This is a genomic window from Enterobacter sp. 4974935 (genome assembly GCF_058661735.1).
This window is the reverse complement of the sequence record NZ_JBZWGT010000003.1, coordinates 1,533,477-1,547,182: the sequence shown is the minus strand read 5'-3', so window position 1 is coordinate 1,547,182 and position 13,706 is coordinate 1,533,477. Positions and strand designations below refer to the sequence as shown.

At 53.9% G+C, this 13,706-nt stretch carries 14 protein-coding genes, 3 tRNA genes and 1 pseudogene; 8 read left to right on the top strand and 10 right to left on the bottom strand.

Annotated elements, in window-relative coordinates:
* Positions 1 to 123 precede the first annotated feature (123 nt).
* Positions 124 to 1,335 carry a tyrosine transporter TyrP gene (tyrP, locus tag AC4OVS_RS08530; RefSeq protein ID WP_032622450.1) on the top strand — a complete coding sequence of 404 codons (1,212 nt, stop codon included), beginning with the start codon at positions 124 to 126 and terminating at the stop codon, positions 1,333 to 1,335.
* Positions 1,336 to 1,363: 28 nt separating this feature from the next.
* Here the strand turns inward: tyrP and AC4OVS_RS08525 are convergent, their stop codons facing one another.
* On the bottom strand, positions 1,364 to 2,032 hold the full coding sequence (locus tag AC4OVS_RS08525; protein ID WP_023306505.1) for a YecA/YgfB family protein: 669 nt from the start codon (positions 2,030 to 2,032) through the stop codon (positions 1,364 to 1,366).
* 411 nt (positions 2,033 to 2,443) lie between these two features.
* On the opposite strand from AC4OVS_RS08525, the gene AC4OVS_RS08520 reads away from it, so the two are divergent.
* The 6 genes from AC4OVS_RS08520 to AC4OVS_RS08495 all read left to right on the top strand — a co-directional run bounded on the left by AC4OVS_RS08520 (position 2,444) and on the right by AC4OVS_RS08495 (position 8,053).
* Complete coding sequence (locus AC4OVS_RS08520; protein ID WP_023300472.1) at positions 2,444 to 3,565, top strand: branched-chain amino acid ABC transporter substrate-binding protein; 1,122 nt, start codon at positions 2,444 to 2,446, stop codon at positions 3,563 to 3,565.
* Between the two features lie 68 nt (positions 3,566 to 3,633).
* Positions 3,634 to 4,548, top strand: a complete 915-nt coding sequence (locus AC4OVS_RS08515) for an ABC transporter permease subunit (protein WP_003859667.1) — start codon at positions 3,634 to 3,636, stop codon at positions 4,546 to 4,548.
* 11 nt (positions 4,549 to 4,559) lie between these two features.
* Positions 4,560 to 5,834: a high-affinity branched-chain amino acid ABC transporter permease LivM gene (gene livM / locus AC4OVS_RS08510; protein WP_063842108.1), complete on the top strand. Its 1,275-nt coding sequence runs from the start codon at positions 4,560 to 4,562 to the stop codon at positions 5,832 to 5,834.
* Entirely contained in the window at positions 5,831 to 6,706 is an 876-nt protein-coding gene (locus tag AC4OVS_RS08505; protein WP_163347392.1) for an ATP-binding cassette domain-containing protein, read from the top strand. The genes livM and AC4OVS_RS08505 overlap by 4 nt, the downstream gene beginning before the upstream one ends.
* Positions 6,703 to 7,419 carry an ABC transporter ATP-binding protein gene (locus tag AC4OVS_RS08500; RefSeq protein WP_032622411.1) on the top strand — a complete coding sequence of 239 codons (717 nt, stop codon included), beginning with the start codon at positions 6,703 to 6,705 and terminating at the stop codon, positions 7,417 to 7,419. Before AC4OVS_RS08505 ends, AC4OVS_RS08500 begins: the two co-directional genes overlap by 4 nt.
* Positions 7,420 to 7,582: 163 nt before the next feature.
* A complete protein-coding gene (locus AC4OVS_RS08495) occupies positions 7,583 to 8,053 on the top strand; it encodes a hypothetical protein (protein ID WP_491922320.1) in 471 nt (156 codons plus the stop codon).
* Between the two features lie 5 nt (positions 8,054 to 8,058).
* Here the strand turns inward: AC4OVS_RS08495 and AC4OVS_RS08490 are convergent, their stop codons facing one another.
* The 3 genes from AC4OVS_RS08490 to AC4OVS_RS08480 are packed head-to-tail and all read right to left on the bottom strand — an operon-like array spanning position 8,059 to position 9,655.
* The gene (locus tag AC4OVS_RS08490) at positions 8,059 to 8,985 is read right to left on the bottom strand and encodes a LysR substrate-binding domain-containing protein (RefSeq protein WP_063853250.1); all 927 of its coding nucleotides are present in this window, start codon (positions 8,983 to 8,985) and stop codon (positions 8,059 to 8,061) included.
* Between the two features lie 29 nt (positions 8,986 to 9,014).
* On the bottom strand, positions 9,015 to 9,338 hold the full coding sequence (locus AC4OVS_RS08485) for a hypothetical protein (RefSeq protein WP_491922319.1): 324 nt from the start codon (positions 9,336 to 9,338) through the stop codon (positions 9,015 to 9,017).
* Positions 9,339 to 9,340: 2 nt separating this feature from the next.
* The gene (locus AC4OVS_RS08480) at positions 9,341 to 9,655 is read right to left on the bottom strand and encodes a DUF4225 domain-containing protein (protein WP_225455094.1); all 315 of its coding nucleotides are present in this window, start codon (positions 9,653 to 9,655) and stop codon (positions 9,341 to 9,343) included.
* Between AC4OVS_RS08480 and AC4OVS_RS08475 the strand changes: the two are divergent.
* Positions 9,593 to 9,724 (top strand): annotated as a pseudogene (locus AC4OVS_RS08475) (integrase); the annotation flags it as partial. The gene AC4OVS_RS08480 and the pseudogene AC4OVS_RS08475 sit on opposite strands and share 63 nt — an antisense overlap.
* A 133-nt stretch (positions 9,725 to 9,857) precedes the next feature.
* Here AC4OVS_RS08475 and AC4OVS_RS08470 read toward each other — a convergent pair.
* From AC4OVS_RS08470 to uvrY, 6 genes are all read right to left on the bottom strand, one after another.
* Positions 9,858 to 9,944 (bottom strand) — tRNA-Leu (locus AC4OVS_RS08470).
* Between the two features lie 11 nt (positions 9,945 to 9,955).
* A tRNA-Cys gene (locus AC4OVS_RS08465) sits at positions 9,956 to 10,029 on the bottom strand.
* 51 nt (positions 10,030 to 10,080) lie between these two features.
* A tRNA-Gly gene (locus tag AC4OVS_RS08460) sits at positions 10,081 to 10,156 on the bottom strand.
* Positions 10,157 to 10,319: 163 nt separating this feature from the next.
* Positions 10,320 to 10,868 (bottom strand): CDP-diacylglycerol--glycerol-3-phosphate 3-phosphatidyltransferase, encoded by a 549-nt coding sequence (gene pgsA / locus AC4OVS_RS08455; protein ID WP_003859652.1) that lies wholly within the window; start codon positions 10,866 to 10,868, stop codon positions 10,320 to 10,322.
* 56 nt (positions 10,869 to 10,924) lie between these two features.
* Positions 10,925 to 12,757: an excinuclease ABC subunit UvrC gene (uvrC, locus tag AC4OVS_RS08450; protein WP_022648536.1), complete on the bottom strand. Its 1,833-nt coding sequence runs from the start codon at positions 12,755 to 12,757 to the stop codon at positions 10,925 to 10,927.
* Positions 12,754 to 13,410 (bottom strand): UvrY/SirA/GacA family response regulator transcription factor, encoded by a 657-nt coding sequence (uvrY, locus tag AC4OVS_RS08445; protein WP_017384478.1) that lies wholly within the window; start codon positions 13,408 to 13,410, stop codon positions 12,754 to 12,756. The genes uvrC and uvrY overlap by 4 nt, the downstream gene beginning before the upstream one ends.
* Positions 13,411 to 13,706 lie beyond the last annotated feature (296 nt).

Below are 13,706 nucleotides of genomic sequence, written 5' to 3'. Positions count from 1 at the left end.
TCCCCCTTTCTTTTTGTAAATTAATCATTACACCCTATGTAACGGTGATTTGACGAGATGGTGCTTTTCCCTTACTCTGCGCCGCAGAATGAGTCGCGGTATGGAAGCGTTGTAGAGGAAAGCGTGAAGAACAGAACTCTGGGAAGTATTTTTATCGTCGCCGGAACGACAATTGGCGCAGGAATGTTGGCCATGCCGTTGGCTGCCGCCGGCGTCGGGTTTGGGGTTACCGTAGTGCTGCTGGGCGGTCTTTGGGCCCTGATGTGTTACACCGCGCTATTATTGCTGGAGGTTTATCAACATGTCCCTGCCGATACCGGCTTAGGCTCCCTGGCTGCACGCTATCTTGGACGCTACGGGCAGTGGATCACCGGTTTCAGCATGATGTTCCTGATGTACGCGCTGACCGCCGCCTACATCAGCGGCGCCGGGGAGCTAATTGCGTCAAGTATCAATGACGGCTTCGGTGCGTCGCTTTCACCGGAAACAGGCGCCATTGTCTTTACGCTGATCGGTGGCGGTGTGGTTTGTGCGGGCACGTCGCTGGTCGATCTGTTTAACCGTTTTTTGTTCAGCGCCAAAATTCTCTTCCTTGTTGTGATGCTGGTGCTGCTGGCACCGCATGTGCACAAGGTTAACCTGCTCTCCCTCCCGCTTGAGAAAGGTCTGGCGCTTTCGGCCATCCCGGTGATTTTCACCTCTTTCGGTTTTCATGGCAGCGTGCCGAGCATCGTGAGCTATATGAACGGGGATATTCGCAAGCTGCGCCGCGTCTTTGTGATCGGCAGCGCCATTCCGTTGATTGCTTACCTGTTCTGGCAGCTGGTGACGCTGGGCAGTATTGATTCCACCACCTTTATCGGCCTGATGGCAGAGCATTCTGGTCTGAATGGATTCCTGGTTGCCCTGCGTAACGTGGTGGCCTCTTCACACGTGGAGCTGGCGGTACATCTGTTTGCAGACCTGGCGCTGGCAACCTCCTTCCTCGGCGTGGCGCTTGGCCTGTTTGACTATATGGCGGATCTTTTCCAGCGTCGCAATACCGTTGCCGGACGCCTACAGACGGGGGCGATGACCTTCCTGCCGCCGCTGGCCTTCGCGCTCTTTTATCCGCGCGGGTTTGTGATGGCGCTAGGATATGCTGGCGTGGCGTTATCGGTACTGGCCCTGCTGCTGCCTTCCCTGCTGGCGTGGAAGAGCCGCCAGCAACATCCGCAGCAAGGATACCGCGTGGCGGGTGGTAAGCCGCTGCTGTGCGTGGTGTTTGGTTGTGGGGTGGTGATTATTCTGGTGCAGATTTTGATTGCAGCGGGGATGCTGCCGGAAGTGGGATAAAAAAAGGGGCTATGAATAGCCCCTTTTTTCAGTGCAGACAGCAACTCTTAAACTTCTTACCGCTCCCGCACGGACACGGATCGTTACGTCCCACCTTCGACCCGTTCACGATCGGCTTTTTCGCTTCCGGCTGCTGCGGATTAGCCACCCAGTAGTTGTACAAACGCAGCGCCGCAGGCTGAATGCTCTCGATGCTGGCCATATACTCCTCTTCGGTCAGCGCTTCCAGCTTCTCGCTGTTCTCTTCCGTTCCGTGCAGGGCAATCACCGCCAGATCCGCTTCCAGCGCTTCCGGCAGGGATGACCAGTCCGTCAGCGCCACGCCGCGCATGTAGCCATAGCACCACTCTTCCACTACGGTATAGCTCTGACCGTCAACGTCGTTATAGCCAAACAGCGGTTCAAACTGATCCGGGTATTCGCTCAGGCGCTCGGCAATATCGTTCATGTGCTTAAAGCAGAGATCGATAAAACGGTTCATTTCACGATCGTTTTTCCAGCGTGGAATATACTTCTCACCACCCCATACCGCTACCAGCCAGGTGTCGGGCTCCACCACAACGGGACCGGAAAGTACTGCGGTAAGCATGCCGTCCAGTTCGGACACGTCAATCACGGATGCATCGTCGTGTCCGTAAGAGATTAATGTCTCTTCCAGCCACGCCATCTCGCTTTCATTTAATGGGCCTTCAGCCATTGCTGATACTCCTGATAAAAAAAACGATCCTGACATATATCGCCGCGCATGCCTATCTGAAGTTTAGGTCTTTATTGCTGCAAAAACGTGCAAATCGTGACCGTTGCACAACTTATGGGCTTTGTTGTTAAGGAGATGTGATCTCCGCTGTAAATTCATCTCATCCCGCAAAGGCGCATAAAACGGCGCTCTATACTCAACGTGTTGTGACCCGGTCAAGGGATTAACCATTCTGGCAACCTTTTTGCTTAATGTTCTGCGCGCTTCGCGGTGCGTGGGATCCTCGCCGTATTAAGCACGAGATTGCTTCTAAAGTGCATTTTGTTCTCGCTCTTGTTTTTGGATTTACGATGCCATCAGGCGTTCGGGTTTATACCTGGTGCAAAAACCTCTTTGCTAAGGAACATAATAATGTCGCTGAAATTTACCAAAACTCCCCTCTCCCTGTTGCTGGCCGGTTGTCTGGTGACGGCCTTTTCTGCACAGGCCGATATCGTGATCGGCGTGGCCGGGCCGTTCACAGGCCCGAACGCAACCTATGGCGATCAATACTGGCATGGCGCTACGCAGGCGGCGGAAGACATTAACGCCGCTGGCGGGATCAACGGTGAGAAAATCAAACTGGTTCAGGGCGATGACGCCTGCGAACCCAAACAGGCCGTTGCCGTCGCCAACCGCTTAGTCGATCAGGATAAAGTGAAAGCGGTCGTCGGCCACTTCTGCTCCTCGTCGACCATGCCCGCCTCCGAGGTCTATAGCGATGCCGGGATCCTCTCCATCACCCCCGGCTCAACGAACCCGCTTATTACCGAGCGGGGCATGAGCGATATGTTCCGCATGTGCGGACGTGACGACCAGCAGGGCCAGGTCGCCAGCGATTTTATTCTTGATAAGCTTAAAGCCAAACGGGTCGTCATCATCCACGATAAAGACACCTACGGTCAGGGGCTGGCGGACGCCACTAAAGCGGCGCTGGCGAAACGCGGCGTTAAGGAAGTGATGTACGAAGGGTTGTCCCGCGGGGAAAAAGACTTTAACGCGCTGGTGACCAAAATTGGCGCACAAAAACCAGACGTGGTGTTCTTCGGGGGCTGTCACCCGGAAGCGGGCCCGCTGGTTCGCCAGATGCGTGAACAGGGCGTGCAGGCGAAGTTCTTCTCGGGAGACTGTATCGTCAATGAAGAGATGGTCACCGCCGCCGGTGGGGCGCAGTACACCAACGGTATTTACATGACCTTCGGTAAAGACCCGCGCCTGATCCCGGACGGAAAAGCCGTCATCGAGAAATTCCGCGCCGGTAAATTTGAACCAGAAGGATACACCCTCTACGCCTACGCGTCTGTGCAGGCTATCGCAGCGGCATTCAAGGCCACGAAAGGGACGGATTCCGCAAAAGCCAGCGAGTGGCTGAAGGCCAACCCTGTCGACACGGTGATGGGTAAAAAAGCCTGGGACAGCAAAGGTGACCTCAAAGTGTCTGACTACGTGGTCTACCAGTGGGACGACAAAGGCAAATATAAAGAAGTGCCATAACGGGACGGAATCTGCTCAACGCCGGCAGGTCTGACTGTCGGCGTAACCCTTTATTCAGGTGCGCGACCATGAGTACATTCTTCCTGCAACAATTAATTAATGGCTTAACGCTGGGTTCGGTCTACGGTCTTATCGCCATCGGCTACACCATGGTGTACGGCATCATCGGTATGATCAATTTCGCCCACGGCGAAGTGTATATGATCTCCGCCTATCTCTCGGCCATTGGCCTGGCCCTGCTGGCGTTTTTTGGACTCCACTCCTTTCCGCTGCTGATCCTGGGAACCCTTGTTTTCACCATCGTGGTCACCGGCGTTTATGGCTGGACGATTGAGCGCATCGCCTATAAGCCGCTACGCAATTCGACGCGTCTGGCGCCGCTGATTTCGGCCATCGGGATGTCGTTGATACTGCAAAACTACGTCCAGCTCAGTCAGGGCCCGCGGCAGCAGGGCGTACCGACCATGCTGGATGGCGTGCTGCGTTTTCACCTCGGCGAAGGGTTTGTCCAGATAACCTATACCAAAGTCTTTATTCTCATCGCCTCGTTCGCGGGCATGCTGGTGCTGACCTGGATTATCAACCGTACCCGCTTAGGGCGCATGTGCCGTGCGGTGCAGCAGGATCGTAAGATGGCCTCCATTTTGGGTATCAACACCGACAGAATTATTTCGCTGGTGTTTGTTATCGGCGCAGCCATGGCCGGGCTGGCGGGCGTGCTGATCACCATGAATTACGGCACCTTTGATTTTTACGTCGGGTTCGTTATCGGCATCAAGGCCTTTACGGCGGCGGTGCTGGGCGGCATCGGCTCTCTGCCCGGTGCGATGCTTGGCGGGCTGATTCTGGGCGTCGCAGAAGCGCAATTCTCCGGGATGGTGAACTCGGATTATAAAGACGTGTTCTCGTTTGGATTGCTGGTATTAATCCTGATCTTCCGTCCTCAGGGGCTGCTGGGCCGCCCTGTCGTGGCTAAAGTGTAAGGAACAACGCGATGACCTCTGACGGCTTTTCCCTGAAGCGCTGCATTCTGGACGCGATTTTTTCCGGAATGATCGCCCTGATTATTTTCGGCCCGATTGCGGGCGTGATACTGGATGGTTACAGCTTTACCTTTGACGGCCAGCGGCTGGCGTGGATTGTAGGCACGGTGATGCTGGGACGCTTTTTGCTGAGCGCCTTTTCAGCTACGGCGGCCGGAAGACGTTTACAGGCGCGGTTTGAATCCGACAATGCGGGGGTGTATGTCCGGCCACCGGCGTATAAAAGCCGCATGCGCTGGATCATTCCGCTGATTGTCACGCTGGCGATCTGCTTCCCGTTTGTGGCCACAAAATACGTTCTGACGGTCGCTATACTCGGACTGATCTACGTCCTGCTCGGTCTTGGGCTGAACATTGTCGTTGGCCTGGCAGGGCTGCTGGATCTGGGTTATGTCGCCTTCTATGCCATCGGCGCTTACGGGCTGGCGCTCGGGTATCAGTATCTGGGGCTTGGGTTCTGGAGCATGCTGCCGCTGGCGGCGCTAATGGCTGCGGGCGCGGGCGCCCTGCTCGGCTTTCCGGTGCTGCGCATGCACGGAGATTATCTCGCCATCGTCACGCTCGGGTTTGGCGAGATCATCCGCCTGGTGCTGAACAACTGGCTCACCTTCACCGGCGGGCCTAACGGCGTTTCAGCCCCTGCTCCGACCTTTTTTGGCCTGGAGTTTGGCCGACGCGCCAAAGAAGGTGGCATCCCTTTCCACGAGTTCTTCGGCCTGACCTATAACCCCAACATGAAGTTTATTTTCATCTATGCGGTGCTTTTCCTGGTAGTCATGCTGGTGCTGTACATTAAACACCGGCTGACCCGAATGCCCATTGGACGGGCGTGGGAAGCGCTCCGTGAGGATGAGATTGCCTGCCGTTCCATGGGGCTCAACCACGTTCTGGTCAAACTCTCGGCCTTCACCCTGGGCGCATCGACGGCAGGTATCGCCGGGGTGTTTTTTGCCACCTGGCAGGGGTTTGTTAACCCCACCTCTTTCACCTTTTTTGAATCGGCCCTCATCCTCGCGATTGTGGTCCTGGGCGGGATGGGCTCCACCGTCGGCGTCGTACTGGCCGCCTTTGTGCTGACCGTCACGCCGGAACTGCTGCGCAGCTTTGCGGAATACCGCGTGCTACTGTTTGGCATGCTGATGGTGGTGATGATGATCTGGCGTCCTCGCGGTCTGATCCGCATCAACCGCAGCGGATTTGCCGTGCGTAAAGGAGTGGCGCCATGAACGCAACGATTTTGCGTGTAGAACATCTGATGATGCACTTCGGCGGGATCAAGGCCTTAAACGACATCAATCTTGAGGTGCAGCGCGGCTCTATTACTGCACTCATTGGGCCTAACGGCGCGGGAAAAACAACCGTCTTTAACTGCCTGACCGGTTTCTACCGGGCCTCCGGCGGCAACATTCTGTTCAATGCACGAAATAAAACCACCAATGTCATTCAGGTGCTCGGCCAGAAACTCCAGCCGGGCGACTGGCTCAGCCCGGCGCAGCTTGGTCAACGCCTGTTCTATAAGATGTTTGGCGGCACGCATCTGGTGAACCGCGCGGGTCTTGCGCGCACGTTTCAGAACATCCGCCTGTTCCGCGAGATGTCCGTTGTGGAAAACCTGCTGGTGGCACAGCACATGCGCGTCAACCGCAATCTGCTGGCGGGGGTGCTGAACACCCCTGCGTATCGTCGGGCAGAGAACGAGGCGCTGGACCGGGCGTTTTACTGGCTGGAGGTGGTGGATCTGGTAGATTGCGCGAACCGTCTGGCCGGGGAAATGTCCTATGGCCAGCAACGACGCCTCGAAATCGCCCGCGCCATGTGCACCGGCCCGGAGATGATTTGTCTCGATGAACCTGCTGCCGGCCTGAACCCGGTGGAGACGCACAAGCTGAGCGAGATCATCCGGTTCCTGCGCGACCACCACGACATCACGGTTTTGCTGATCGAGCATGATATGGGGATGGTGATGGGCATTTCAGATGACATCATTGTGCTCGATCACGGCGATGTGATTGCCAGAGGTAAACCGGCTGAGATCCAGCACAATGAAAAAGTGATTGCCGCGTATCTGGGCACCGACGAAACCGAGGTTAATCTGTGAGCGCACCGATGCTTCAATTTCATAATGTGGACGTTTTTTACGGGGTGATCCAGGCGTTGAAGCAGGTTTCACTTGAGGTAAACAAAGGGGAAACCGTGGCCCTGATTGGCGCTAACGGCGCGGGGAAGTCAACATTACTGATGTCTGTCTTTGGTCAGCCCCGGATCCGCAACGGGCAGATCCTCTTCTGCGGCGAGGATATCAGCCACAAATCCACCCACTATGTTGCCACCGGCGGCATCGCGCAGGCACCTGAGGGACGACGCATTTTCCCGGATATGTCTGTAGAAGAGAACCTGCTGATGGGGACAATCCCCGTCGGCAATCAGCATGCAGCTGAAGATATGCAAAGCATGTTCGACCTCTTCCCTCGCCTCAAGGAGCGGCGTAACCAGCGGGCGATGACGCTCTCCGGCGGTGAACAGCAGATGCTGGCTATTGCCCGGGCGCTGATGAGCCGTCCTAAACTTCTGCTGCTGGATGAACCCAGCCTCGGCCTCGCACCCATCGTGGTTAAACAGATCTTCCAGACGCTGCGCGAACTGGCCCGTAACGGAATGACGATTTTTCTGGTCGAGCAGAATGCCCACCACGCGCTGAAGTTGTCCGACCGCGGCTATGTGATGGTTAACGGGCAGATTCGGTTAAGCGGCAGCGGCGAGGCGTTGCTGAAGGATCCGGAGGTGAGGAAGGCGTACCTGGGCGGCGTGTGAAGCCTGGAGGCTATAGTGAGAAAAACTCACAGTGATTGCCATTATTAATCGTTTTTCTGATGCGACCGCATTCAAATATCATCTTTACGACCCGCCTTTGCGTGGGTCGATAAAACGTTCAGCCGCAAACTGAATAATAATGATAAGAGGATCCGGGGCAAATATGACACTTGATGCGTTATATCAGTTAATGAAAACTGTATTACCACCTGACACCGATTCAGCCGATGATTTACAGGATTTTATGGCCATGCTTATGGCTAAGAAACATCACTCAGAGGCTCTGTCACCGTTTTCGCAGCGCGTATACATGCTGTCCGTTGCCCATCGCGACCCTAAGCAAGCGGCTGCGCTGATTTCAGCCTGTCATCCTGAAGCAGGAAAGCCCCTTCCGCTGCTCGACTTCTCCGGCTGGCCGCACGTGCGTTACGCCACGTCGGGTGAATTACAGACGCATGAGACTGAAGAATATTTTCACAGGATTTCGTCTGCCGCCACGATATTACGCGGTGCAATTATTGACGCTGAGCAGCAGAAAAACACGCCAGCATTTTATATTCTGGATAAGGTACTCAGCCTGAACAGCGCTTTGCCAGAACGCTATAAAAAGATGGCAAACATCTCTTACTCATAACGGTATTAATAAACCCGGCTTTCATCGTATTCCAGGTAATCGATATCCAGAGCCGGAACGACCGGGGTATGGTTTTGCAGCCAGCCCAGAAGGTGCTGGATGCTCTCTCTTTTGAGCGAATTTTTTGGCCAGACGAGGTAGTAACCATCTCCCGTCGCGATAGCTTCCCTGAACGGCAGGCCCAGCAGGCCGCTTTTCAGGGCATCAAGCGTGAGATGCAGGTCGGCGATAGCGATGCCGTGCCCGTTCATCGCGGCGATACTTCCCTGTTCAAGGGTATCAAACACCATGCCGCTGCTCATATCGAGCCCCGGAAACAATCCTGTTCTTCGCAGCCAGCGCCGCCAGTCACGTCTGTCCGGTGAAGGATGGATCAAATCGCATTGCGAAAGCTGCTGCCGGGCCGGTTCGATAAGCGATGGGGTGCAAACCGGGATAAGCCATTCATGAAAAAGCAGCTGGCTTTCCGTTGTCTCACCAAAACGGCCATTACCGAGAAGGATGGCGCAGTCGTATGGCTCAAGACTGAAATCAACGGTGTCAATGTCCATCCAGACGCTGGCAATCTCCACCTGCGGTTTTGGATGGTTGTTGCGAAAAGATCGCAGCACGTCGAGAAGCCATCTCATGGTCAGGGTGCTGGGTGTTTTTAACCGCAGCAGATGGTTTTCACTGCGAAATGCCCGGCAGGCCCATTCAATGCTCGTGAAGCTTTCGTTCAGCTGTCCGGCAAGCACTCGCCCGGCTTCAGTGACCTCCACGCGAGGACCTAGCCTTTTGAAAAGCTCGCAGTCGAACCACAGTTCAAGGGTACGGACATGTCTGCTGACCGCGCCCGGCGTAATATTGAGCGTTTCAGCGGCTTTACTGAAGGAGTTCAACCGCGCAGCAACTTCAAACGCACGCAGTGCATACAATGGCGGTAAAGACATAGCGTCCCTTAAATGAAAATTTCATTATGCTAAAACTTGTTCCGGGGCAACGCCAGCAAGTAAATTATGGTGAAAAACAATGATCCCCAATATACCGAGTCACAGCGATAGGGGTCAAAATCTATATGCAAAAAGCTGCTGACAAACTCGTAGCCATTGGCAAAGATGTTTATCTGAACGGCTGCAATAGCGATTACAAACACCCTATACGCGATAAATAGCGGGTATTTATGCAGCCTGTTAACTTTTAGTTTGCCGAGATAAAGCAAGAAAAAAATTGCAATAGATACAATGAAATAGGCCACGGCAGGCCAAACAGGTGGATGAAGCGAAAATTCTAACTCTTGAGACATAATCAATTCTCTTTTGCTATCTGGTACATCTGCCAACCCGTAATGCTCCCACTGGTCAAATCCAGCGCCATTGCGGTTTTAGATGCCTCTTGCCAGCCTCTGATATAAACGGATTGGATATTGTGGAATAAACTCCAGGACTTCTCTCTGGGACCCAAAACTTTTCTGCCCGCACCATATGCCGATAAAGAGAGATCAACGACGCCATAGACTAACTCAGCCTGGTTATTACCATAACCTAACTTCGTAGCAGCAAATCTAAAGGGATATCGGATCTGGAAGGAACGCTTAACGAAAAACAGGGAATCGCTGGTCATAAAAACGCGTCACAGACAGCACGTTATGATAGAAAAATTCCTATAGTTCCGGTAGTCGGAGGGCAGTAATGCCCTCTTTTTGTGGTGAAGCTGAATGGCGAAAGAATGGCGAATGGCGAATGGCGAAAATTAGGCAATAAAAAACCACCTTTCGGTGGTTTACACGACACTGCTTATCATTGATTTTATTCTAGTTTTCCCATGGTAGCCGGAGTGGGACTTGAACCCACACAGCGCGAACGCCGAGGGATTTTAAATCCCTTGTGTCTACCGATTCCACCATCCGGCCAGGGAAGAAAGTGGAGGCGCGTTCCGGAGTCGAACCGGACTAGACGGATTTGCAATCCGCTACATAACCGCTTTGCTAACGCGCCTTAAATCTTTTGTCTTTCGACCTGCACCCGCAAACTGCCGATGCATTAATCTGGAGCGGGAAACGAGACTCGAACTCGCGACCCCGACCTTGGCAAGGTCGTGCTCTACCAACTGAGCTATTCCCGCATGTTATCAAGTAACTATTTAACGACTTGCTAAGCACTTGATTTCATTATCGTCCGGCTTACTGTGCCGCCGTTCGATGCGTTGCATTCTACTGATATGACGTTATGAGTCAACGTTATTTTTTGCATCTCAGGATCGTTTGCTGAAAATTAAGCCGAAACGATCACTGTTCAAGCAAATCACCGCGCGCAGCGTTCAAGTATTGCAACATTGACCACAATGTCAGCACCGCCGCAACCCACAGCAGACCAATGCCGGCCCACTCTACCCAGGCATTCGGACGCCACAGCATCCACACCAGCGCCGCCATCTGCGCAGTGGTTTTAACTTTACCGATCCAGGACACCGCCACGCTGCTGCGTTTACCCAGCTCCGCCATCCACTCGCGCAGGGCAGAGATAATAATCTCACGGCCAATCATGGTCGCGGCAGGCAGCGTCACCCACCAGGTATGATAATGTTCCGCCACCAGCACCATCGCGATTGCCACCATCACCTTATCCGCAACCGGATCGAGGAACGCGCCAAAGCGGGTACTCTGGTTCCAGCGACGCGCCAGATAACCGTCAAACCAGTCAGTCACGGCGGCAATCAGGAAAATAAGCGCACAGGCAAAAGGCGCCCAGACGACCGGCAGGTAAAATGCCAGGACGAAGAACGGAATGAGCACAACGCGAAAGAGAGTAAGCAACGTAGGGATATTAAATCGCATGATGACGGTAACTGTCTGTTGTCAGTAAAATTTAGCTCTATGTTGCTACAGAGCCCTCAATGTTTCAACGAGTAGTAGATCTTTTCTGCCAGCCCTTGCGAAATACCCGGCACTTTTGCAATTTCTTCCATACTGGCGTTGAGTAATCCTTGCAATCCGCCCATATACTTCAACAGCATCTGGCGACGTTTTGGCCCGACGCCTTCAATCGTCTCAAGGGTACTGGTATTTTTCACTTTCGCCCGTTTTTTGCGGTGTCCGCTAATGGCATGATCGTGCGACTCATCTCGGATGTGCTGGATCACGTGCAGTGCAGGGGAATCTGGCGGCAGGCTAAAGCCCTCGCCTTCCGGCTCAAAGAACAGCGTTTCCAGGCCAGCCTTACGATCTGCCCCTTTAGCTACCCCTAGCAGCAACGGATGGTTCTTATCCCACTCCACGTCGAGCGATTCGAATACCGCCTTCGCCTGCCCCAACTGCCCTTTCCCGCCGTCGATAAGGATAACGTCCGGGATTTTACTCTCTTCAATCGCTTTACCATAGCGACGACGCAGCACCTGATTCATGGCGGCATAATCGTCACCGGGCGTTATACCGGTGATGTTATAGCGACGATACTCTGCCCGCAGTGGGCCATTGGCATCAAAGACCACACACGACGCCACGGTCTGCTCACCCATCGTATGGCTGATGTCGAAGCATTCCATGCGTTTCACTTCCGGCAGCTTGAGCAGCGCAGCAAGCGCGGTTAAACGTTGGCTGACGGTCGATTGCTGGGAAAGTTTGGTGGTCAGCGCCGTGGCGGCATTGGTTCGCGCCAGCTTCAGATAACGCGCACGATCGCCGCGCGGTTTCGTCTGGACATTCACCCGGCGGCCTGCCAGCTCTGAAAGTGAGTCCGCCAGCAGGGTTTTATCGTCCAGCGTGAAGTCGAGCAGGATCTCCGAGGGCAGCGTACGCATCTGGCTGCCCTGCAAATAAAACTGGCCGACAAAGGTCTCCACCACTTCACCCATCTCAGTCCCGCCCGGCACTTTCGGGAAGTAACTGCGGCTGCCGAGCACTTTGCCCTGACGAATAAACAGCACGTGAACGCAGGCCAGGCCGGCGTCAAAGGCAACGCCGATGACATCGAGGTCGTCGCCCGTATTGGAAACAAACTGCTTCTCGGTCACCCTGCGCACCGCCTGGATCTGGTCGCGGATGCGTGCGGCCTCCTCAAATTCCAGCGCCGCGCTGGCTTTTTCCATGCGGGTAATCAGTTGCGTCAGCACCTGATCGTCTTTCCCGGCTAAAAACAGGCGGACATATTCCACCTGCTGCGCGTACTCTTCTTCGCTCACCAGCCCTTCAACGCATGGTCCCAGGCAGCGGCCAATCTGATATTGCAGGCATGGCCGGGAGCGGTTGCGATAAACGCTGTTTTCGCACTGGCGAACAGGGAAGATTTTTTGCAAAAGCGCCAGCGTTTCCCGCACGGCATAACCATTCGGGAAAGGGCCGAAATATTCTCCTTTCGCATGCTTAGCGCCACGATGCATCGCCAGCCGCGGGTGCGTGTCGCCGCTCAGGAAGATAAACGGATAGGACTTGTCATCACGCAGCAGAACGTTGTAGCGCGGCTGATACAACTTAATGTAGTTGTGCTCAAGGAGCAGCGCTTCCGTTTCCGTGTGCGTTACGGTGACATCAATGTTGTGTATAAGTGCGACCAGCGCTTCGGTTTTACGGGAGGCAAGGTTGCTGCGGAAATAACTTGAAAGGCGTTTCTTCAGATCTTTCGCCTTACCGACATAGATAACCGTACCGCCAGCATCATACATCCGGTAGACGCCAGGCTGGCTGGTGACGGTTTTCAGAAATGCTTTTGAATCGAACGCTTCACTCACTGACTTATTAACGACTCCGCATTGCACAAACCATGGCGAATGGCCAGGTGAGTCAGTTCGACATCACCGTGGATGTTCAGTTTACTGAACATCCGATAGCGATAGCTGTTGACCGTTTTCGGGCTGAGATTCAGCTGTTCAGAAATCTCATTCACCTTCTGACCTTTAGTGATCATCAGCATAATCTGCAATTCGCGCTCAGACAAACTGGCAAACGGAGATTCCGTTTTTTCCGGTTCAATCTGACTCAACGCCATCTGTTGAGCAATATCAGAAGCGATATAGCGCTGCCCTGCGTGAACGGTGCGGATCGCATTGACGACTTCCTGCGGTGCAGCACCTTTACTGAGATACCCCGCAGCCCCCGCCTGCATGACCCTGGCGGGCAGCGGATTTTCGGTATGGACGGTCAGCATGATGACTTTGGTATCAACGAACATGCGCGCGATTTTGCGCGTGGCTTCAAGCCCGCCAATACCGGGCATGTTCATATCCATCAGCACCACGTCTGCGGAGTTCGCGCGACACCATTTGACGGCATCTTCGCCACAGCACGCCTCGCCGGCAACTTTAATACCCTTTATATCTTCAAGAATGCGTCGTATCCCTGCGCGCACCAGTTCGTGGTCATCAACAAGAAGGACGTTGATCAAAGGAAATGTCTCCAGAATAGGGATAACGCTACTGACTGCTAATGGGGTTTATATTAACGGTTTTCCATGCAAGATTAAAACGCTAAAAAATCGGCTATACGATTCGGGTCTCGTTTTTGGAAATTAGGCTGTACAGTAAGTGGAAAGAAAACCCATGTGTACTGGGCTTTACCGCTATTTTTTTAGCACCAGCATTCAAAAAGCCACCAAAACATTTGTTAACGTAAACTAAAAAATGCTCTCATTTTTTTGTAACAACAATTAACGGATGGCGTACCGGCGATAAACATTTAATT